Origin of the sequence: Paraburkholderia sp. GAS82, from assembly GCF_050436285.1 — a bacterium.
Classification (GTDB): Bacteria; Pseudomonadota; Gammaproteobacteria; order Burkholderiales; family Burkholderiaceae; genus Paraburkholderia; species Paraburkholderia phenazinium_B.
Genome location: NZ_JBNDLX010000005.1, coordinates 12985 through 33852, shown reverse-complemented (window position 1 = coordinate 33852; position 20868 = coordinate 12985). Strand labels below are relative to the sequence as shown.

Here is a 20868-nt window from a genome sequence, read left to right as displayed (position 1 = left end):
GGGATTCAGGTACGCGTAATCGATGCGCCACCATCGACGAGCGAAGCGGTGCCGGTCACAAAAGATGAATCATCGGACGCGAGATAGAGCACCGAGCGCGCGAGTTCTTCCGGCCGTGCGACCCGCTTGAGCGCATGCAACCCGGTCACGAAGGCCTGCGACTCGGCTGTGTCATTCATGTCCCGGTACATCGGCGTGTCCACTGCGCCCGGCAGGATGGCGTTGACGCGTACCCCTTGTGGCCCGTACTCGGCAGCCAGTGCCTGGGTCAGTCCGATCAACCCGGCCTTGCTCGCAGCGTATGCGGCGGTGCCCGGGAAAGCGAATGAATAACCGACGAACGTCGACGTGAAGATGATCGATCCGCCGCCTTGCTTCAGCATTTCGGGGATTTGATGCTTCGCACCGAGGAAGGCGCTCGTCAGATTGATCGCCAATGCGGACGACCAGCCTGCCTCCGACACACCGGTGGTCGGGCCCATTTCGCCGAGCGTGCCGGCGTTGTTATAGGCGATGTCAAGACGGCCGAAGCGGCTGACTGCGAGCGCGACCAGCGCTTTCGCGAAGTCCTCTGACTGCACGTCGCCCGCCAGAAACGCGGCCTCACCGCCTGCGCTCGCGATCTCGGCAGCGAGCGTTTCAAGTTCGGCTTCGCGGCGCGCCGCGATCACCACTTTTGCGCCTTCCGCGGCGAACAGTTTTGCGGTGGCACGGCCAATTCCGGCACTGGCGCCGGTCACGATAGCGACTTTCCCTGTCAAGCGTTGCATGTTCAATCTCCTGCTGCAGTTTGTTGACCAGTGCCCAATGCCCTGGTCCGTGAGAAGCAATATAGGCTTCAGCCATAAATGCAGAAAGGCACAAAACATGGGTATATCATTCAGTATTTGTGAATGATCGGGAAGTCCCATGGACAGGCTGCGTGCTTTTGAAGTTTTCGTGACCGTGGTGAGCCGCGGCAGCTTCACGCGCGCAGCCGATGTGCTCGAGACGTCGCCTGCCAACGTGACCCGCTACGTGAATGAACTGGAAGCGCATCTCGGCACGCGCCTGCTGAATCGCACTTCACGCAGGCTGTCTCTTACCGAGGGCGGCGAGACCTTTTACTCGCGCTGCAAATCGATCCTCGACGACGTCGCCGAGACTGAGGGGCTCGTATCCTCGGCCTCGGTCGAACCGCGTGGCCGTCTGCGCATCAATGCACCTGTGAGCTTTGGGATTCTGTACCTGGCGCCGCTATGGCCCGGGTTCATGCGGAAATATCCCGAAGTGGAACTCGACGTGGCGTTGATCGACCGCGTCGTCGATATTGTCGATGAAGGCTATGACCTCGCCATTCGCATCTCCCGCGCCGGCTCGACTAACCAGGCAGCCCGCAAGCTGGCGACATCGAGAAACATCCTCTGTGCGTCGCCAACCTATCTGGCGCGTTGCGGACACCCCGTTAAACCAGCCGACCTGATCGAGCATCGATGCATCGGCTACTCGTATGCGGCCACCGGCGACGAGTGGCAACTGATCGACAGCGAGAGCAAGGCTCACACCGTAAAGGTCAACTGTCACATGCATACAAACAACGGCGATACGGCGCGCGCAGCCGCACTCGCTGGGCAAGGCGTGATCTGGCAACCCACGTTTCTGGTCGGCAACGACCTGCGCGTCGGCAAGCTGGTTCAGGTGTTGCCGGAGTATCGGTTGCCCGACATCGACGTGCTCGCGTTGTACCCCAGTCGCCGGCACCTGAGCGCCAAGACCCGCGCGGTGATCGATTTCCTGGTCGATGCGTTTGGTGGCGTGCCTCCGTGGGATCGGGCCGACGGAGCTTGAGCGGCGCTCATGCCGGACGAGGGTAAACACCCACAACATTTCCTCCCTGCCGAAAGCAGGCAGAAGGCGTCGGTTTTTTATACTCGCGGCAAGCGCTGCACCAGACGATCCGTAGATAGCGGGCCGGCGCCCTTGACCATGGAGACCCTTCCGATATGCCACCCTTCGCCCGCTTCACGGCGCTAGCTTCGACCGCTTGCGCGGTTCTGTGCTGGACGCCGCCTGCCGACGCGCAGAAGCTGACGCTGATGACGGGTGGCGCGTCGAAGATCATGTATCTGCCGGTCACGCTGGCGGCCCGCCTCGGCTACTTCCGCGACGAAGGGCTGGACGTCGAGATTCTCTCGGAACCGGCCGGCGTCGATACCGCCACCGAACTGATCGCGGGTGCCGTCCAGGGCGCAGTGGGTATCTACGACCATACGATCGATCTGCAGAGCCGCGGTCTCGAAGTCGAAGCTATTGTCGTTCTGAACCGCGCGGCGGGACTCGCCGAACTGGCGTCGACCAAAGTGCCGCAGCCGATGCAGACCATGGCTGACGCTAACGGCCGCAGGCTCGGTGTGACGGGGTTTGGCGCTTCCACGTATTTCCTGAGCCGTTACCTCGCGCAGCGTGCAGGCCTCACCACCAACTCGTACACGGTCGTGCCGCTCGGTTCGGACAACAGCTTCGTCGATGCCATGACGAAAGGCACGGTCGACGCAGGCATGATCGAAGAGCCGACGGCCTCGCGGCTGCTGTCCGCCGGCACCGCGCAGGTGCTGGTGGACATGCGCAGCGTCGAGGGCACGCGTGCGGTGCTGGGTGGCCCCTTTGCCGGCGCATGTGTGTATGCGCAGCGCAAGTGGGTCGCCACCCATCCGGACGAAACCCGGCACCTGGTCCGCGCGATGACACGGGCTCTCGCGTTTATTTCATCGCACAGTGCCGGCGACGTCATGGCGGTTTTGCCGAAGGACTTTATCGGCGCGAACGGGCCGCTCTATCAACAGACGCTCGCTGCATCGATGCCAGCGTTTTCGCGCGACGGCAGGATGCCGGTCGGCGCGCCCGAAACGGTCCTGGCTGCGCTCGCGGCAGTCAATCCGGCCATTGAGCCGCGCCATGTCGATCTGGCGCGAACCTACACCAACCGCTTTGCCGACGAGGCCAATGCCGTACCGGCCCACTGAGGCATTCGACGCATTTCCACTTTGAACGAAGCCGTACCTGGTTGCCCCGATGGCCGCCGGGCACGGCCCTGTCCCTCCCAATCGAGGTCACCATGACATCTGCAACTTCATCGAACGAAACGGCTGCCGCTGCCGTCCCCGCTGCTTCAAGGGAGTCGCGCCTGCGCTCGGTGTTTCGCGTTACCAGCGGCAATTTTCTCGAGATGTACGACTTCACCGTGTACGGGTATTACGCGGCCGCAATCGCAGCCACGTTCTTTCCGACCGGCAACGAGTTCGCCTCGTTGATGCTCGCGCTTTCCGTGTTTGGCGCGGGCTTTCTGATGCGTCCGATCGGCGCGCTCGTGCTCGGCGCCTACATCGACCATCACGGCCGCCGCAAGGGCTTGATCCTCTCCCTGATGCTGATGGCGGTCGGCACTGCGTGCGTCGCGTTTGTGCCGGGCTATGCGCAGATCGGTCTTCTCGCGCCCGCTATCGTCCTGTTTGGACGGCTGCTGCAGGGCTTTTCCGCGGGCGTCGAACTGGGTGGCGTATCCGTCTACCTGTCGGAGATCGCGACCAGGGGCAATCGCGGCTTCTACTGCTCGTGGCAGTCCGCGAGCCAGCAGGTGGCGGTGGTGTTCGCGGCGTCGCTCGGCGTGCTGCTCAACCGTCTCATCCCTGCTTCGGAGATGAACGCATGGGGTTGGCGTATCCCGTTCATCGTCGGCTGTCTGATCGTGCCGTTCCTGTTCTACGTGCGTCGTTCTCTGCAGGAGACCGAAGAATTCGCCGCGCGCCGCCATCGTCCGGCTATGGCCGAGATCGCGAAGTCGATGGTGCAGCATTCGCGGCTGATCCTGGCCGGCATGGGTCTCGTCATCATGACGACAGCATCGTTCTATCTGATCACGGCCTACACGCCGACGTTCGGCAAAGTCGTGCTGAAGCTGTCTTCGCTCGATTCGCTGCTGGTCACGGTCTGCGTCGGCGTGTCGAATTTCATCTGGTTGCCCATCGCCGGTGCCGTGTCCGATCGCATCGGCCGTCGTCCTGTGCTGATCGCCTGTACCGTGCTCGCGATCCTGACTGCGTATCCGGTCATGCAATGGATGGTGACGCAACCGTCGTTCGCCCGTCTGCTGCTGGTCGAACTGTGGTTGTCGCTGCTTTATGCGTGGTACAACGGTGCGATGGTCGTCGCATTGACGGAGCTTATGCCGGCGCATGTGCGGACCACCGGTTTTTCGATGGCGTACAGTCTCGCCACGGTGATCGGCGGGTTTACGCCGGCCATCTCGACCTGGCTGATTCATACTACGGGTGACAAGGCTTCCCCGGGTGCATGGATGTCGTTTGCTGCGCTGTGCGGGATAGTCGCAACGCTCGTTCTGTACCGTTCGACCCAGTCGCGGGAGCAGTACAGGACGGCATGAACGCATTGGGGATAGAGGCGATGAGGCTACTGCTCGTCGAAGACAACGATCAGCTCGCGCACTGGCTCGCGCGGATTCTGCAGGACGACGGCTTCATGCTCGACCGTGTGAGCGATGGCGAAGCGGCCGACACCGCCGTGCGCGCCGTGCCCTACGACGTCGTGCTGCTCGATCTGAATCTGCCACAGCTCTCCGGCAAGAGCGTGTTGCGCCGTATGCGCGAGCGGGGCGATGCAACGCCGGTGCTGATCCTGACAGCGACCGGCGCCGTCGACGAAAAAGTGATCTGTCTAGGCGCAGGCGCCGACGACTACATCGTCAAGCCATTCGATGCGCGTGAACTGGTCGCGCGCGTGAAGGTGCTGGCGCGGCGGCAATCGTCGTCGCGTTCGAACCGCCTCAAATGCGGCAATCTCACGTACGACATGGACCGCTGCCAGTTCGCGGTGGAAGGCGAACCGCTGACGTTGACGCCGCGTGAACACGCGGTGCTCGAGGCGCTGATCCTGCGTGCCAAAAAGACGGTGGCCAAGGCCCTGCTGGCGGATTCGCTCAGCAACGCCGATACGGCGACCAGCGAAGACGCCATCGAGATCTACGTGTCGCGGCTGCGCAAGAAGCTTGAAAAGAGCACTGCGACCATCATTACGTTGCGCGGCCTCGGCTATCTGCTCGAAGACGGCGCCGATGACGAATAGCCTACGCTTAAGGCTTCTGCTGTGGCTGCTGTTGCCGATGACCGTCTATGTCTTCGCGGCGGGTCTGATCGCTCGCGATAACGCACAGCGCACAGCGAGCCTGTTGCAGGATGAAGCGTTGCTGTCGTCGGCGCGCGTGATGGCCGGTGACATCCAATGGGAAAATGGCTATCTGCACGCGGAGATCTCGCCGAGCGCGATCGAGATCCTGAGTTCGCCGTATGGCGACGAGGTGTATTTCAGCATTCGCGAAGTGGGCGGTGCGACGATTGCAGGCACCTCGGATTTTCCGTTGCGCGTGCCGGGCGATACACCGCTCTGGTATGACGCAGCGGTGAGCGGACACCCGATTCGCGCGGTGGCGCTGATCCGCCCAATGTACGACTCGGGCGCAACGAAGCAGGTTGTGGTTTCGGTGGGGCGCACGCTCATGCAACGCGATGCGGCAGCCACCGAACTATGGCGGCCGCAGATGCTGCATTTTGCCGGCATCGTGACGATTGCCGTAGTGCTGGTTTGCGTCGGACTCACGTTCGAACTGCAGCCATTGATGCGGCTCGCGAAAGACATGCTGGCGCGTGCGCCGAATGCCTCGCTGCGGGTGCATGCCGATCCTTTGCGCAATGAGTTGCGCCCCATCGTCACCGCGTTCAACCAGTGCCTCGATATCATCGAACGGAAGACCGCCATGCAGCGGCGCTTTATCGCAGATGCGGCGCATCAGTTGCGTACGCCGCTCACCTTGCTCGGCACGCAACTGCAATACGCGCGACGCCAGGACGATCTTGGTCAACTGAAAGAGACGCTGCTGGCCATGCACCGCAGCAACCAGTCGCTGGTGGCGCTCACCAACCAGTTGTTGCTGCTCGCGCAAGCGGAGGCCGCGGACTACGCCGACTTCGAAGGTGCGCCCGTGGATCTGCGCGCGGTTGCGACCGGGACACTTGAACAGCTCGCATTGCTCGCGCAACGACGCCGCGTCGAATTGTCCGCGCATCTCGACGAACCCGGGCAAGTGATGGGCAACGAGCCGCTGCTTTCGGTGCTGCTGTTCAATCTGCTCGACAACGCGATTCGTTACACGCCAGCCGGCGGCCATGTCGCGCTTACCTTGAGCTCGCACGACGGCCGGGTCGTTCTGACCATCGCGGATGAAGGTCCGGGGATCGGCCCCGAGTTACGCGACCGGGTGTTCGAGCCGTTCTTTCGGGCCTCCGGCGAGGAGGGCAGCGGGCTCGGATTGTCGATCGTCCGCGAAATCGCCCGGGCGCATCGGGCCGAAGTCGTGTTGGGCGATGGCGATGGCGCGGGCGGGGTGGGGCTGACTGCTTCGGTGGTGTTTCCGGCCGTACGTGGGTGATTCGACCCACGAGGTTCAGGGGCGTAGGCGGGTTTCTTGTCAAAAATCGGTAATACGCCACCCCTGCCGGTAGGGTTGATCTAGAATTTGCCTCATAGGAGGTTGTGTGCTGACTTCGCTGGCAGGATAGAGTGTCTCCGGCCAGGTATCGACTTTTCCACCCACGACGATGACAACCGACAATCACGCAGCGCCCGCCGGACTGACCGATGCCCAGCGATTCGAACTGCTTGTGACCAGCGTAAAGGACTACGCGATCTACATGCTGGATACGCGTGGCTACATCGTCAGCTGGAATGCCGGGGCCCAAAGATTCAAAGGCTACGTCGCCAGCGAGATCATAGGAAAACACTTTTCCCAGTTCTACACGGATGAGGACCGCGCATCCGGCGTCCCGGAACGGGCGTTGCGCACGGCACTCGAGGAAGGCAAGTTCGAAGACGAGGGATGGCGGGTGCGCAAGGACGGCACGCGCTTCTGGGCCAGCGTCGTGGTCGATCCCATCCGTGACAATTCCGGCGAACTGGTGGGATTTGCGAAAATCACGCGTGATATTTCCGAACGCAAGGTGGCTGAGGAAGAGTTGCGCAAGAGCGAGCAACAGTTCCGTCTCCTTGTCCATGGGGTCACGGACTACGCCATCTATCTGCTGTCCCCCGCCGGAGAAATAACCAGCTGGAATGCCGGGGCAGCGCGTATCAAGGGATATCAGCAACACGAGATCGTCGGTCAGCATTTTTCCCGCTTTTATACCGAGGAAGATCGCGCCCGCGGTGTGCCGGCGCTGACGCTCGCGATGGCGGCGCGCGACGGCCGGGCGGAACTGGAGGGCTGGCGGGTTCGCAAAGACGGGAGCCGCTTCTGGGCAAACGTGGTGGTGGATGCGATCCGCGACGAATTCGGCACGCTCCTCGGATTTGCGAAAGTGACTCGCGATATCACCGAGCGCAAGGAAGCGGCCGCTGCACTGGAACGCGCCAATGCCGCGCTGTTTCAATCGCAGAAGATGGAGGCGATCGGCCAGTTGACGGGTGGTGTCGCGCATGACTTCAATAATCTGCTGGCCGTGATTTCGAACGGGCTGCAGGTGCTCTCCGCACAATCGCGCACCCATCTGGACACGCGCATGCTGGATGCGATGCAGCGTGCCGTCGACCGTGGTGCCTCGCTGACCCAGCAGCTTCTCTCGTTCGCCCGGCAACAGCCACTCAAGGCCGAGTCCCATGACGTGAACACGATCATCCGGGCCTTCGAACCGGTGCTGCATCGGGCCGTGAACGACTCAATCAGTCTCGAGGTCGAGTTGGCCGCGGAGCAGACGGTGGTGCTGCTGGACGCTGCACGTTTCGAGGCCGCCTTGCTGAACCTGGTAGTGAATGCGCGCGATGCGATGCCCGGGGGCGGAACAATCGCGATCAGCACTGAGCGCGTCGAGCTCAAGGTTGGCGACGTCGGAGGACTTCCGGCCGGCACTTATATCAGGGCGGCGGTATCGGACACCGGCACGGGCATATCGCCCGAAGTTGCTGCACGAGCGTTTGAGCCGTTCTTTACCACGAAGGAGATAGGCAAAGGGACGGGACTCGGCTTGAGCCAGGTGTATGGGTTCATTACCCAGTCGGGCGGCGATGTTGTGATCCGCAGCGTGGGCGGCAATGGCACGACGATCGAGATCTATCTTCCCGCCATAGCGGGCGCTCCCGTCCCTGCCAAGGACTATTCTGCGCATCTGGCGGCGGAAACCGTCCTGCTCGTGGAAGACGAGCCTGACCTGCTGGCCGCCGCGTCCGAGCTGTTTCAAAGCATCGGCTACGAGGTGGTGACGGCCAGTAATGGCCTGGACGCCGTCGATATCCTGATGCGGCGTTCGCGGATCGACATTCTCTTTAGCGACATCGTGATGTCGCACGGAATCAGTGGACTGGAGCTGGCGCGGCTGGTTCGCGAGCAGTTTCCAGCTGTCAAGATCGTGCTTGCCTCGGGCTATCCCCTTGCGGTGCTGCGCCGCGAACATGGCGAGCTCGGCGAGTTCACGTTCGTCCACAAGCCGTATCGCCTCGCCGATCTCGCGAAGGCCTTGCGCGCTGGGTGAGCAGGCGCCTGGGTAGCCCTTGGTACGCAGAGGGGCTAACCGGGCACGAGCGCCTCGTCTCAGATCACCATGCCGCCGGCGACTTCGATACGCTGGGCATTGACCCAGCGGTTATCCTCGGACAGCAGCGAGGCGATCATCGGGCCGATGTCGTCGGGCACGCCCGCGCGGCCGAGCGCGGTCGCTTCCGCCACGCGCCTGTTAATCTCGGGATTGTCGCGCACCATGCCGCCGCTGAAGTCGGTCGCGACCGCGCCCGGAGCGACGGTGTTGACGGCGATCTTGCGAGGACCGAGTTCCTTCGCGAGATAACGGGTCAGCACTTCGACCGCGCCCTTCATGGACGCGTACGACCCGCTGCCCGGAAAAGCGACACGCGTTAGTCCCGAAGAGATATTCACGATGCGGCCACCATCGTTGATGAGCGGCAGAAGTTTTTGCGTGAGAAAGAAAACGCCCTTGAAATGAACGTTGTAGAGACCGTCGAGTTCTTCCTCGGTCGTCTGCTCGAACGGGGTGTGATTCGAAGTGCCGGCGTTGTTGACGAGGAAGTCGAAACGCTCGGCGCCCAGCTCGGGAAGCGACTGTCGAACCTGTTCCACGAAGGCGCCGAACGTGTTCACCTTGCCGGTATCGAGCGGCAGTGCAATAGCCTTTTGCCCCGCCTCTGCCACGAGGCTGACCACCTTGTCGGCTTCTGCCCGATTCGCGCGATAGGTGAAGAGCGAATTGACGCCGCGCCGCGCAAGGTTGATCACCGTGTTGCGTCCCAGACCGCGACTGCCTCCGGTAACGATTGCGATTTTTGTGCCTGTATTTCCTGCTGTCATGCTGTGCTCCACTTCCGGTTGAACAGGAGTCAAGCTTATTCCGGCCTCCCCAGGCGCTGAATGCCCGAACTGCTTCGGTTCTTGCCTGATCCTGCTCGGAGCGCCTCCTTTGGATACGTGAGCATGTACCATTCAGGAAAGGAGGGAATGCATATGTCCAATGCCTTGATTGAAGCGGTCAAACGCTATACCGACCAGCAGGCCGGGAAGGGGAGCCCGTTCATTACCGCGATTGATGGAATGGCCATCCTTCGCGCGGATCATGAAAAGCCTGCGTCTCATCTGATCATGAAGCCCGCGCTGTGCGTCGTCGTGCAAGGCAGCAAGTGGACGACTTTCGGCGACCGGCGCTACGACTATCCGGCAGGGCGAGCGCTGGTCGTTAGCGTCGAGATGCCGGCATTCAGCAGGGTGGTTGAGGCGAGTCCAGCCGAACCGTTCCTCGCCATCGTGATTCAGTTCGACCTTGCGGTGATGCGCGATGTGATGGAGCGTCTCGAGGCGCCGCCCGAACTGGAAGACAATCTGGGCCGCGGTGTATTTGTCACCGACTTCGACGGCCCGCTTGCCGACTGCGTGCTGCGTATGGTGCGTCTGCTCGATACGCCGCAGGCGATTCCTATCCTCGCGCCGATGATCATGCGGGAGATCTGCTATTGGCTGCTGACCGGGCCTCATGGCGGCGAAGTCGCCAAGGTCGTGCTGGCAAACAGTCATGCGCAGAGAGTGGTTACAGCGATCCATACATTACGGGACCAGTTCGCCGAGACGATCCGCATCGAGGACCTGGCGGCCGTGGCGCAAATGAGTCCATCCGCATTCCATAGGCAATTCAAGGCGCTCACCTCGATGACGCCGCTGCAATACCAGAAGCAGCTACGCCTGCTCGAAGCGCGGCATCTGATGGTGACAGGGGACGCGAACGCCGAAGTGGCCGCGTATCAGGTGGGCTACGAAAGCGCATCGCAATTCAGCCGTGAATACGCGCGTATGTTTGGCGCGCCGCCCCGGCGCGATATCGCCACGTTGAAGACGGTCGTGGCCTAGCGTTGCGCATGGTTTTTTGTCCAGACGAACACGAACCACAGGAGCCACAGTCATGACCGACGGGCACGATATCGCACCCGACAGCACCGCAACGCGAGTCGCGTTGTGGCGTGCACTGCATGTCCAGTCCGACGCGCCGCCGCATGTGCTGGAAGACGAGATCGGTCTCAAGCTGCTGTCGCCGGACGAGAACTGGCGCAGCCGTGGCGACATGGACCCGCAGTTCACGCGGCCGTTTCGTGCCTCGATCTTAGCGCGTGCCCGCTTCATCGAGGATCTGGTCGTGGAACAGGCCGGCCGCGGCGTCGGTCAGTATGTGATTCTCGGCGCCGGCCTCGACAGCTTCGCGCAGCGGCGCCCGGAGATTGCGTCCCATCTCAAGGTCTTCGAGATCGATCAGCCCGGCCCGCAGGCATGGAAGCGTCAGCGCCTGATCGAACTCGGCTTCGGCGTGCCGGACTGGTTACGTTTCGTGCCAGTGGACTTCGAGGCGGGGGGAAGCTGGCGGGAAGGGCTCGTGTCCGCCGGTTTCGATGAGAGCCAGCCGGCCATTGTCGTGTCGACGGGCGTCAGCATGTATCTCAGCAAAGAGGCGAACTCGGCCACGTTGCGCGAAGTGGCGGCGCTCGCCCGAGGGTCGACGCTCGCCATGACGTTTCTGCTACCGCTGGAACTGGCGGACCCGGAGGTGCGACCCGGGCTCGAGATGGCGGAGAAGGGCGCGCGGGCAAGCGGTACGCCTTTCGTGAGTTTCTTCACCCCGGCGGAGATCCGGGAAATGGCCTGCGAAGCGGGCTTTGAAGAAGCACGGCACGTATCCGCGGCTGATCTGACACAACGCTACTTCGCCGGCAGGACCGATGGCTTGCGCCCGCCGAACAACGCTGAGGAACTGCTGGTCGCAACGACCAGCAGTTAGCGTGCATTGCCTGGAGCGCCATTGTTGACGCGATGCCTTCAGAGGGTGAGGCCAGCAGCAAAGGATCGTCCGCGAGGCGGCCGTTTCGGCCACCTCGCAGAGATGCTGCGGATTTAGAACAGATTGCGCAGGCCGACTGCGACGCCGGTCTGGTTGTTGCGGCCTGGGTAGTCGGAGAGGAACGCGCCGTTGCCGCGGGTGAAGTCGACCGTGCCGTAGACCTCGGTGCGCTTGGACAGCGCATACTCGGCGAGCACCGTGGCCGAGTAGTTGATACCGACGCCGAGCGCGCCGTCGAGGAACGCCGCGTTGCGGGCGTGATCGTAGTAGCCCGCTACCGTCAACGTCAGCGGCGAGGTCACTTGCCAGCTCGAACCGACATAGAAGCTGTCGTCAATACGGTCCGGGCTCGCGGATGCCAGCAACGGCGCGCCGACCTGCTGCTGGGCGAAGTCGGCCGTACCGGTTTCGTCCTGCGAATGCAGCCAGCCCGCAAGCACCTTCACGGCCGGGGTGAACGCATACACGGTGCTTACGTTGACGATGTTGAATTTCTTGCCCTCGACGTCATTCTGCTGGAAGCCGACGTCGGCCGACAGCGGTCCAATCGAGTACGAAGCCGTCAAGCCGTACATGCTGTTCGAGCCGACGCTGCCCGGCACGCCGCCGAAGCCGTACATGCCCTCGACCGTCAGGCCGGCGAACGTGCCGCTGTACTTGACCGAGCTGTTCGTGAACAGGAACGGGCCGACCGGGTTATACACGTAGCTGTCCTGCCAGAAGTCGGCGACGGTCAACGGGTCGTAGGTGTTGCCCATCTGCTCGAAGAACGGCGTCTGCTGGCGGCCCAACGTCACCGTGCCGTACTGGCTGCTCGACAGCCCGACGTACGCCTGACGCTGGAACAACTGGTTGCTGCTGTTATCGAGCTTGCCCGACCAGAGCTGGAACTGGTTCTCCAACCGGAACACGGCCGAGAGGCCGCCGCCCAAGTCTTCGGTACCCTTCAAGCCCCACCGGCTCGGTGTTTCAACGCCTTCTCCCATCGCAACCTGGCCGTCGTTGTTCGCATTTGCATTCGACAGGTAACGAACCGTCGTATCGACGAGGCCGTACAGCGTGACTGAACTTTGGGCGAATGCGCTGGGCGCGAACATTGCGAGTGCTGCAGCGGCTGCGCCGGAACTCGCCATCAGGTGGAATTTTTTCATCCGTCTCTCCATCTTTTCTATTGTTTGAAAATTTGTTTAGGCGGTCTTCGAGGCGAGCGCACGCGGCTGAGCGAGTTTTTTGTCGAGGGATCCTGATTATGAAGATCCGTGACTATTTTTGTGCAGCGCGATGGCTTTGTTAATACCCCTTACCGCCGCGGGCTGATTTTACGATAAAGCCGTTTCAACGATTACAGCGGTAATAGCTTCGAACGATAAATGTCGTTTTTTTGTTGAAACCGGTTGACGGCTTTTTTGATTGAAAGCCTCCCGCGACTCGCGCCGTCTTTATCCCTTCTCGCGCCACCTCCCGTCGTTTCGTCGCAAGCGACTGGCCGCCCATGCTCGCGCTGCGCATCATGCCGCTTCCCTTCCTTGATCGGCTGAAGTCATGAGCTTCCAGCCCGGAGATTTCGATGAAAGTACGCGTCCATCATTATTCAAAATATCTGTTACTCGGCGCGATACTGTGTGCCGGTTCGATTGACGCAATGGCTGATGACGTTACAGCGCCCGCATCGCCGAACGCGATGTTGCCCGACGGCTGGCATTTCACCGTCGGCGCGGGAGTTTTGAGCCTGCCCGAATATCCGGGCGCGAGCGATCGCAAATTTGAGCCGATTCCGTTACTCGGCGCGAGCAACGGGCGTTATTTCATCGGTACGGTGCCCGAGGCAAATACGCCGCTTGGGATGGGTGCCTACCTCTATAAGGACTCGCATTGGCAGCTCGCCGCGTTGCTGTCGTACGATTTCATCCAGCCGCGCGACCAGTCCGACGATGCACGCCTGCAAGGCCTCGGCGACATCTCCCGTACCGCCCATGCCGGCCTGTTCGGCAGCTATACGCTCGACTGGTTCACGGCGCGCGGCAGCGTCATGACCGACATTCTCGGCAAGCACGAGGGCACGGTGGCCACCTTGGGCCTGGAAGGAAAGTATCAGCCGGTCGACGCGCTCACGTTGAGCGCTGGGCCCGGACTGACGTGGGGCAGCAGCCAGTACAACCGGACTTTCTACGGTGTCGACCCCGGCCAGAGCCAGCGTTCCGGTCTGTCTGAATACGCGCCGGGGGCGGGCGTCGCTTCGCTGAACGTCTCCGTCAAGGCTGACTACAGGCTTTCCAGGCAATGGGACGTGGGCGCTACCGTGATCGCCGCCAGGCTCCGCGGCGATGTCAGCGGGAGTCCCATTGTCGAGAAGAAAACCCAGCTCACATATGGGTTGTTCTCGAGCTACCGGTTCTGAGCGAAGCCTCAGCCCCGGTTGCTGCCGGGGATTTTGCCTGTCACAGGGATTCGAGTACCATAGCAGCCATGTGAATTGTCAGACGGGAATACAATCATGGCAGCCGATATGGAGCTGATACGGCCTGAGACGCTACGTCACCAGGTGGAGCACGTGCTCCGGCAGGCGATCATGTCGGGACGCTTTGCGCCTGGGGCGCGCCTGATCGAGCGTGAACTCTGCGAGTCGTTGAGCGTGAGCCGCACGTCGATCCGCGAAGCGCTGCGCCGGCTCGAAGCCGAGAAGCTGGTGCGCATTGTGCCGCACAAGGGGCCGACTGTCGCGGTCATTTCCAGGGAGGAAGCGACCGAGCTGTATGCGATCCGCGGCCTGCTCGAAGGATTTGCCGCCGCCGAGTTTACCCGTCACGCCGACGATGCGGCGATCGCACAATTTGGCGAGCGCGCCCAGGCATTGAAGGTGGCGGCGCACTCCGGCAACCAGGACGCCGTGCTGAAGGCCAAGGGCGACCTGTATGACGTGCTGCTCGGCAACTGCGGCAACGGCCTGATCAAGGAGATCCTGACGAGCCTCTATTCACGCGTCAATCTGCTACGCGCCACGTCCCTGATGCATCCGGACCGCCTGCCAGCCAGCTTGCGTGAAATCGACAAGCTATACAAAGCGCTCAAGGCGCGCGATGCGCAAGCTGCAGAGGCAGCCGCCCGGCTACACGTGGCGAATGCGGAAAAAGCCGCGATGAGGATGCTCGAGACGGATCAGGGCTGACAAGACTCTGCGAGCGGCGCCGAGCCGTTATTTCACTTTACTTCTGATTCGGACTACACTTAATTCCACTTTCTCTCCACCTTAGCCCTGCCAGTATTCGGTAACAGATGCTTTTGTCGTGCTTCGCGGGCCGAAGCAAGCCGAGTCGGTTCGCGTCCAAAAACCATTTGAACGGGACGACTCATCATGGCTGATACGAGCTACATGGCACGGAAATCCGTCGCCGATATCGTCGGAAGCGCGGATACGGAGGGAGGCCACTCGCTGTCGAAAACGCTGGGCGCCACCAGCATCACAGCGATGGGAATCGGCGCCATCATCGGCGCCGGCATCTTTGTCCTGACCGGCACCGCGGCAGCGCAGTTCGCCGGCCCGGGCATCATTCTTTCGTTCATCCTCGGTGGCATTGCGTGCGCGTTCGTTGGCCTGTGCTACTCGGAACTGGCTGCCATGCTGCCCGTATGCGGCAGCAGCTATACGTACACCTATGCAACCCTCGGCGAGATCTTCGCGTGGATCATCGGCTGGGACCTGATCCTCGAATATGCAATGGGCGCCGCGACCGTCGCGGTCGGCTGGTCCGGTTATATCGTGAGTCTGCTGCATAACGCGGGAATCAACATCCCGCCGACCCTGTCGACCGCCCCCGGCACCATCATCAAGCTCGCCGACGGCACCACGGCCACAGGTATCGTCAATCTGCCGGCCATCGTGATCATCGCCATCCTGACTACGATGCTGGTGCTCGGTACGAAGGAGTCCGCACGGCTCAACAACATCATGGTGGCGGTCAAGCTGATCGTGGTGGTGGCCTTCATCGCGCTGGGGATGTTTTTCATCAAGCCGGCCAACTGGCATCCGTTCATTCCGGCGAATACAGGTGAGTTCGGCAACTTCGGCATGAGCGGCATTCTGCGTGGCTCGGCCGTGGTGTTTTTCGCGTTCATCGGTTTCGATGCAGTATCCACCGCGGCGCAGGAGGCGAGAAAGCCGCAGACCGACATGCCGATCGGTATCCTGGGATCCCTGATTATCTGTACCGTGCTGTATATCCTCGTTGCCGGGGTCCTCACCGGGCTCGTACCGTACGCGGATCTGAACGTGCCTGATCCGATCGCCAAGGGCGTGGATGCCATCGGCCTCACATGGTTCTCAGTCCTGATCAAGATCGGCGCGCTGACGGGGCTCACCACCGTGATTCTCGTGCTGCTGTATGGACAGAGCCGGATCTTCTTCACGATGTCGCAGGACGGTTTGCTGCCGCCGCTCTTCGCGCGGGTTCATCCGCGTCTTCAGACTCCGCATCTGAGCCAGATCATGATCGGCACGATCGTCGCCATCGTGGCGGCGTTGACGCCGATCAGCGTGCTGGGCGAGATGGTCAGCATCGGCACGCTGTTCGCGTTCATTCTCGTCTGTGGCGCCGTGATCTATCTGCGGCGCAGCGACTCCGGCGCTTCTCGCCCGTTCCGGGCCCCGGGCGTGCCGATCGTGCCGGTGCTGGGGATTCTGTTCTGCCTGTTGCTGATGGTGGGGCTGCCGCTCGTCACGTGGATGCGGCTCGTCGTGTGGCTGGTGATCGGCTTGATCATCTATTTTTCGTACGGCCGCAATCATTCGAAGCTGCGCTTTCCCGAGCGTCACTGACCGATAACGAGCCTCGATAAAAAACGGGCGTTGCCGCGCATCTCTGCCGGCAACGCCCGTTCGGTAGCACCGAGGCGTTTCAGATCACGGAAACCCCGTCTCAGGGATTCGCGTCACCTGTGGTTGTTGTGCCACCCGTACCGCCTGTGCCACCTGCATCATCTCCACCATGGTGCGGCAGCCTGTGCGAGACCTCGTCGAGCTTATCGCCCAGCACACGCCGCACGACCACGTAAAACACCGGGATCAGCAAGAGCCCGAAGAAGGTCGCAAAGATCATCCCGCCAATCACACCCGTGCCGATTTCATGCCGGGAAGAGGCGCCAGCCCCTGACGACAGCACGAGCGGCAATACCCCAAGAATGAAGGCCATCGAGGTCATCAGGATCGGGCGCAAGCGCTGCTTGCCCGCGGTCAGCACGGCATCGTAAAGCGTCATGCCGTGGGCCTGTCCTTCCACCGCGAACTCCACGATCAGAATGGCGTTCTTGGCAGCCAGACCGATCACGGTGACAAGACCGATCTTGAAGTAGATGTCGTTAGGCACGCCGGTCAACAGACAGAACGACAACATACCGAGCATGCCCAGCGGCACCACGAGCAGCACGGCGACCGGAATCGACCAGCTTTCGTACAGGGCCGCGAGACACAGGAACACCACCACGATCGACAGGATCATCAGCAACGTTGCCGAATTGCCGGCGATGATTTCCTGGTAGGACTGACCTGTCCAGTCCGCGGCGAAACCCGATGGCAATTGGGTGTTGATGATTTTCTGGACCGCATCCATGGCCTGACCCGTGGAGTAGCCCGGCGCAGGGTTGCCCACGATTTCGATTGCGGAGTAGCCGTTATAGCGCGGCAGCGCGACCGGACCCACATCCCAGTGCGACTTCACCACGCTGGACAACGGGACCATGTTGTACGGGCTAAGCGAGGTATCGGTTGCCGAGGGGTTGACGTTGGTCAGATAGCCACTGGTGTTGGTCGTGCTCGTGGCTGTACTGGTCGCGCCCGTCGATGCGCTGGTGATGCCACTCGGCGTGTAGATGTGCTGGAACGCGTCCACGCCCATCCGGTACGGGGCATCGGCCTGCAGATACACGCGCTTGACCCGGCCGCCATAAGTGAACTGATTCACATAGAACGGCGCGAGCTCCATCTGGATGGAGTTGTAGACATCCGTGAGCGACAGCCCCATGGCCTGCGCCTGCACACGATCGACAGACACCTGCAACTGCGGCGCTTCGGGCAGCGAATTGGGACGAATGCCGTACAGCGTCGGATTTTTAGCAGCATTGCCGAGCAGGATGCCTTCCGCCTTCGCCAGTTCCGCACGCGACTGGCCCGCACGCGCCTGCAGATACATGTCGACACCGCCGAACTGGCTCAAGCCGCGGATGGTCGGGAGATTGACGGCGAAGATCTGCGCGTCCTGCTGGCCATGCAAGAGCCTGTTGACCTGCGGAATGAGCTGCATCGCGGTTTGCGAGCGCTGGCCCCAGTCGGTCAACTTGATAAACGCCATGCCGACGTTCTCGCTACTGCCGACGAAGCTGAACCCTTCGACCTGGAACACGCTGTCGATGTCCTTGGCGATCGCACTATGCTCGAGCTTCTGCGACATCGCGGTCATCGCCGCATCCGTGCGCTGCAGCGTGGCGCCAGTCGGCAGATTGACGAGGGCGAGGATAAAGCCCTGATCTTCGTCCGGCACAAAGCTGGTCGGCAGACGGGTGTACAGGAAGCCCGTCAGCAGGACCAGCAGCAGGAACACGATCATCCAGCGCGGCGCGTGACGTACCGCACCGCCGATCTGCCTGAAGTAGGTTGCGTTGACCCGGTCGAAGCCCTTGTCGAACCAGCGGAACACGACATTCTTTTTGTGGTGGTCCGTCGGTTTGAGAATCGCGGCACAAAGGGCTGGCGTGAACGACATGGCGAGGAACGCCGACATCGCCATCGAAACAGCAATGGTCAGCGCGAACTGCGCATAGATGATGCCGGTGGCGCCAGGCTGCAAAGCCGAAGGGATGAACACGGCAGACAGCACCACGGTGATCGCGATGATGGCGCCGGTAATCTGGCCCATCGCCTTGCGGGTCGCCTCTCGAGGCGGGAGGTTCTCCTCGGTCATGATGCGCTCGACGTTTTCGATCACGACGATCGCATCGTCCACCACAATGCCGATGGCGAGCACCATCCCGAACAGTGTCAGCTGGTTCAGCGTGTAATGCAGCAGCGAGAGGCCGATAAACGTGCCCAGCAGCGCGACCGGAATGACGAGGGTCGGAATGATCGTGGCCCGCAGGTTCTGCAGGAAGATCAGCATCACCACGAACACGAGCGCAATGGCCTCGATCAGCGTGCGCACCACATCGGTAATCGAAGCGGTAATGAACGGTGTCGTGTCGTAAGGCACATTCCAGGTGACGCCCGGCGGCAGATCCTTGGCGAGCACGCCCATTTCGGCCTTCACCGCCTTGGCGACGGCAAGAGCGTTGGCGCCCGGCAGCAGGTAGACGCCCATACCGCCGGCCGCCTTGCCCTTGTAGACCGCAGCCGAGCCGTAGCTTTGCGCACCGAAGGTGATGTGTGCAACATCGCTCAGCCTGACCACCGTGCCGTTACTGTTGGTGAGCAGGATGATGTCGTTGAACTGCTTGATCGAGGAGAACAGCGAATCGCCGGACACCGTCGCGGTGAAGACCTGGCCCTTGACTGCCGGATCGGCACCGAGCGAACCCGTGGCGAACTGCGCGTTCTGTGCGCTCACGGCGTTGAGCACCTGGGTCGTGGACAGGCCATAGCCTTGCAGCTTGTCCGGATTCAGCCAGATGCGCACGGCGTATTCCGATCCCAGCTCGAACGTGTTGCCCACACCATTGACCCGCGCAATCACCGGCTGGATCTGCGAGGCGACGATGTCGCTCAGACGGTAAGCGTCGATGGCAGGGTTGCTCGACTGCAGCGAGATGAACAGCAGAATGTCAGGGCTCGCCTTGGCGACCACCACACCTTGCTGGGTCACCGCGGCCGGCAGCAGCGGCTGGGCCAGTGCAACCTTGTTCTGCACCTGCACTTCCGCCGTATCCGGATTGGTGCCGGTCGCAAAGCTCAGCGTAATGGTGACAGTGCCGTTGGAATTGGATGCCGAGTTGAAGTACAGCAGGTTGTCGATGCCGGTCAGCTGCTGCTCGATCACCTGGGTCACGGTCGATTCCATGGTCGCCGCGCTGGCGCCAGGGTAAGTTGCCGTGACCGTTACTTCTGGCGGCGCGATGTCCGGATAGGAGTCGATGCCGAGATTCAGCATCGAAATCACCCCTATCAGGCAGATGAGAATCGGGATCACCCAGGCAAAGACTGGGCGATCGATAAAAAACTTTGGCATGGGACGAAGTCCTTATTGTGCGTTGCCGGCGGTCTGAACCCCTGATGCTGCGGCGGTGGCCGAGCCACCTTGTGCAGCAGCCGGTGCCTGCCACGGGCTTGCCTTCACCTGAGCACCTTCGTGCGCGCTTTGCAGCCCGGTGACGATCACCTGATCGCCGGCTGCGAGGCCGCCGGTGACGATCCAGTTGTTGCCGGAGTTGTCGGTTGCCGTGACGTCTTTGCGCACGACCTTGCTGCCTCCATCGACGACCAGCGCATAGGCGCCGACCGTGTCACGTTGCAGCGCTTCCTGCGGCACGAGGAAAACGTCGTGCTGCTGGCCGAGGTTGACGTTCATGGTCACGTACATGCCCGGCAGCAGCGTGTGCTGTGCGTTCGGTACCAGCGCGCGCAGGTTCACGGCGCCGGTGGTTGCGTTCACGGTGACGTCGGAGAAATCCAGCGTGCCTGTCTGGTTGTACGGGCTGCCATTGGGCAACACGATCTGCACGGTCGTCTTGTCCTGCTGGCTCAGCGCGACGTTGCCGCGGCTGGCCGCTTCGCGCAGTGTCAGCAGATCCGAAGCGCTGATGGTGAAGTTCACGTAGAGCGGATCGACCTGATTGACCGTGGTCAGCAAGGTGCCGCTGGAACCGGCGTCGGCGGTGCTGCTGCCCACCACGGCGCCGACGGTAACCTGCTGCTGGCTGGCGATGCCGCTGATCGGCGAGGTCACCTTGGTATAGCCGAGGTTGACCTTCGCGCTATCCACGAGTGCCTGGTCGGCCTTGACTTTGGCCGCGTCGGTGCGCACCAGCGCATCGGCGTTGTCGACCGTCTGTTGCGAAACCGAGCCAACCGGCAACAGCTTGTGGAAGCGCGCCGCGTTGACCTTGTCGTTGAGGTACGTGGCCTCGTCTTCGCCGAGAATGCCGAGGTCGTTGTTCAACTGCGCCTGATAGAAGGTCGGGTCGATCTCGAACAGCGCCTGGCCGGCCTTGACGTCGCTGCCTTCCTTGTAGACGCGCTTGATCAGCACGCCGGAAACGCGCGCGGTGACATTGGCGCTCAGGTAAGGCGAAAGACGTCCGACCAGATCGCGCGTCAGCGCCACGGTGGTCGGCTGGACTGTGACCACGCCGACCTGCGGCGGAGGCGGCGCCGACGCCTGACCGGATTTGCCGCAACCGGAAAGCGCGGACAGTGCAAACAGGGCAACGCACAGCAACGGTATTGACTTCATGGAGACTCCAT

16 protein-coding genes are annotated in these 20868 nt (G+C 61.9%); 11 read left to right on the top strand and 5 right to left on the bottom strand.

Going from position 1 to position 20868, the window contains the following annotated elements:
• Positions 1 to 5 precede the first annotated feature (5 nt).
• Positions 6 to 770, bottom strand: a complete 765-nt coding sequence (locus tag P3T17_RS16545) for an SDR family oxidoreductase (protein WP_429407948.1) — start codon at positions 768 to 770, stop codon at positions 6 to 8.
• Positions 771 to 909: 139 nt separating this feature from the next.
• Between P3T17_RS16545 and P3T17_RS16540 the strand changes: the two genes are divergently transcribed.
• The 6 genes from P3T17_RS16540 (at position 910) to P3T17_RS16515 (ending at position 8570) form a co-directional block, all read left to right on the top strand.
• A complete protein-coding gene (locus P3T17_RS16540) occupies positions 910 to 1827 on the top strand; it encodes a LysR family transcriptional regulator (RefSeq protein ID WP_074268905.1) in 918 nt (305 codons plus the stop codon).
• 155 nt (positions 1828 to 1982) lie between these two features.
• Positions 1983 to 3002: an ABC transporter substrate-binding protein gene (locus tag P3T17_RS16535; RefSeq protein WP_074268904.1), complete on the top strand. Its 1020-nt coding sequence runs from the start codon at positions 1983 to 1985 to the stop codon at positions 3000 to 3002.
• 92 nt (positions 3003 to 3094) lie between these two features.
• On the top strand, positions 3095 to 4420 hold the full coding sequence (locus P3T17_RS16530; RefSeq protein WP_074268903.1) for an MFS transporter: 1326 nt from the start codon (positions 3095 to 3097) through the stop codon (positions 4418 to 4420).
• Between the two features lie 20 nt (positions 4421 to 4440).
• Positions 4441 to 5118 carry a response regulator transcription factor gene (locus P3T17_RS16525; protein WP_074268902.1) on the top strand — a complete coding sequence of 226 codons (678 nt, stop codon included), beginning with the start codon at positions 4441 to 4443 and terminating at the stop codon, positions 5116 to 5118.
• A complete protein-coding gene (locus P3T17_RS16520; protein WP_429407945.1) occupies positions 5108 to 6478 on the top strand; it encodes a sensor histidine kinase in 1371 nt (456 codons plus the stop codon). Before P3T17_RS16525 ends, P3T17_RS16520 begins: the two co-directional genes overlap by 11 nt.
• A gap of 169 nt (positions 6479 to 6647) precedes the next feature.
• Positions 6648 to 8570 (top strand): PAS domain S-box protein, encoded by a 1923-nt coding sequence (locus tag P3T17_RS16515; RefSeq protein WP_429407943.1) that lies wholly within the window; start codon positions 6648 to 6650, stop codon positions 8568 to 8570.
• A 59-nt stretch (positions 8571 to 8629) separates the two neighbouring features.
• Here P3T17_RS16515 and P3T17_RS16510 read toward each other — a convergent pair whose 3' ends face one another.
• Positions 8630 to 9400: an SDR family NAD(P)-dependent oxidoreductase gene (locus tag P3T17_RS16510; RefSeq protein ID WP_429407941.1), complete on the bottom strand. Its 771-nt coding sequence runs from the start codon at positions 9398 to 9400 to the stop codon at positions 8630 to 8632.
• Positions 9401 to 9553: 153 nt separating this feature from the next.
• Between P3T17_RS16510 and P3T17_RS16505 the strand changes: the two genes are divergently transcribed.
• Positions 9554 to 10447 (top strand): AraC family transcriptional regulator N-terminal domain-containing protein, encoded by an 894-nt coding sequence (locus tag P3T17_RS16505; RefSeq protein ID WP_429407939.1) that lies wholly within the window; start codon positions 9554 to 9556, stop codon positions 10445 to 10447.
• Between the two features lie 52 nt (positions 10448 to 10499).
• Positions 10500 to 11366, top strand: coding sequence for a class I SAM-dependent methyltransferase (locus tag P3T17_RS16500; protein ID WP_429407937.1), 867 nt, complete (start codon positions 10500 to 10502; stop codon positions 11364 to 11366).
• A gap of 113 nt (positions 11367 to 11479) precedes the next feature.
• On the opposite strand, the gene P3T17_RS16495 is transcribed toward P3T17_RS16500, so the two are convergent.
• Positions 11480 to 12577 (bottom strand): porin, encoded by a 1098-nt coding sequence (locus P3T17_RS16495; RefSeq protein ID WP_074268896.1) that lies wholly within the window; start codon positions 12575 to 12577, stop codon positions 11480 to 11482.
• 416 nt (positions 12578 to 12993) lie between these two features.
• Between P3T17_RS16495 and P3T17_RS16490 the strand changes: the two genes are divergently transcribed.
• The 3 genes from P3T17_RS16490 to P3T17_RS16480 all read left to right on the top strand — a co-directional run bounded on the left by P3T17_RS16490 (position 12994) and on the right by P3T17_RS16480 (position 16239).
• Positions 12994 to 13824 (top strand): MipA/OmpV family protein, encoded by an 831-nt coding sequence (locus tag P3T17_RS16490; RefSeq protein ID WP_429407935.1) that lies wholly within the window; start codon positions 12994 to 12996, stop codon positions 13822 to 13824.
• Between the two features lie 96 nt (positions 13825 to 13920).
• Positions 13921 to 14592, top strand: coding sequence for a GntR family transcriptional regulator (locus P3T17_RS16485; RefSeq protein ID WP_074268894.1), 672 nt, complete (start codon positions 13921 to 13923; stop codon positions 14590 to 14592).
• A gap of 186 nt (positions 14593 to 14778) precedes the next feature.
• A complete protein-coding gene (locus P3T17_RS16480; RefSeq protein WP_074268893.1) occupies positions 14779 to 16239 on the top strand; it encodes an amino acid permease in 1461 nt (486 codons plus the stop codon).
• Between the two features lie 100 nt (positions 16240 to 16339).
• On the opposite strand, the gene P3T17_RS16475 is transcribed toward P3T17_RS16480, so the two are convergent.
• Complete coding sequence (locus P3T17_RS16475; RefSeq protein WP_429407934.1) at positions 16340 to 19633, bottom strand: efflux RND transporter permease subunit; 3294 nt, start codon at positions 19631 to 19633, stop codon at positions 16340 to 16342.
• Between the two features lie 12 nt (positions 19634 to 19645).
• Positions 19646 to 20857 (bottom strand): efflux RND transporter periplasmic adaptor subunit, encoded by a 1212-nt coding sequence (locus tag P3T17_RS16470; RefSeq protein WP_429285840.1) that lies wholly within the window; start codon positions 20855 to 20857, stop codon positions 19646 to 19648.
• Positions 20858 to 20868: the final 11 nt, after the last annotated feature.

Bases quoted from the DNA above. Each gene is read 5' to 3' on its own strand.
- P3T17_RS16545 (WP_429407948.1), bottom strand. From the start codon at position 770: ATGCAACGCTTGACAGGGAAAGTCGCTATCGTGACCGGCGCCAGTGCC.
- P3T17_RS16505 (WP_429407939.1), top strand. From the start codon at position 9,554: ATGTCCAATGCCTTGATTGAAGCGGTCAAACGCTATACCGACCAGCAG.
- P3T17_RS16475 (WP_429407934.1), bottom strand. From the start codon at position 19,633: ATGCCAAAGTTTTTTATCGATCGCCCAGTCTTTGCCTGGGTGATCCCG.
- P3T17_RS16510 (WP_429407941.1), bottom strand. From the start codon at position 9,400: ATGACAGCAGGAAATACAGGCACAAAAATCGCAATCGTTACCGGAGGC.
- P3T17_RS16485 (WP_074268894.1), top strand. From the start codon at position 13,921: ATGGCAGCCGATATGGAGCTGATACGGCCTGAGACGCTACGTCACCAG.
- P3T17_RS16525 (WP_074268902.1), top strand. From the start codon at position 4,441: ATGAGGCTACTGCTCGTCGAAGACAACGATCAGCTCGCGCACTGGCTC.
- P3T17_RS16500 (WP_429407937.1), top strand. From the start codon at position 10,500: ATGACCGACGGGCACGATATCGCACCCGACAGCACCGCAACGCGAGTC.
- P3T17_RS16535 (WP_074268904.1), top strand. From the start codon at position 1,983: ATGCCACCCTTCGCCCGCTTCACGGCGCTAGCTTCGACCGCTTGCGCG.
- P3T17_RS16470 (WP_429285840.1), bottom strand. From the start codon at position 20,857: ATGAAGTCAATACCGTTGCTGTGCGTTGCCCTGTTTGCACTGTCCGCG.
- P3T17_RS16480 (WP_074268893.1), top strand. From the start codon at position 14,779: ATGGCTGATACGAGCTACATGGCACGGAAATCCGTCGCCGATATCGTC.
- P3T17_RS16530 (WP_074268903.1), top strand. From the start codon at position 3,095: ATGACATCTGCAACTTCATCGAACGAAACGGCTGCCGCTGCCGTCCCC.
- P3T17_RS16490 (WP_429407935.1), top strand. From the start codon at position 12,994: ATGAAAGTACGCGTCCATCATTATTCAAAATATCTGTTACTCGGCGCG.
- P3T17_RS16520 (WP_429407945.1), top strand. From the start codon at position 5,108: ATGACGAATAGCCTACGCTTAAGGCTTCTGCTGTGGCTGCTGTTGCCG.
- P3T17_RS16515 (WP_429407943.1), top strand. From the start codon at position 6,648: ATGACAACCGACAATCACGCAGCGCCCGCCGGACTGACCGATGCCCAG.
- P3T17_RS16495 (WP_074268896.1), bottom strand. From the start codon at position 12,577: ATGAAAAAATTCCACCTGATGGCGAGTTCCGGCGCAGCCGCTGCAGCA.
- P3T17_RS16540 (WP_074268905.1), top strand. From the start codon at position 910: ATGGACAGGCTGCGTGCTTTTGAAGTTTTCGTGACCGTGGTGAGCCGC.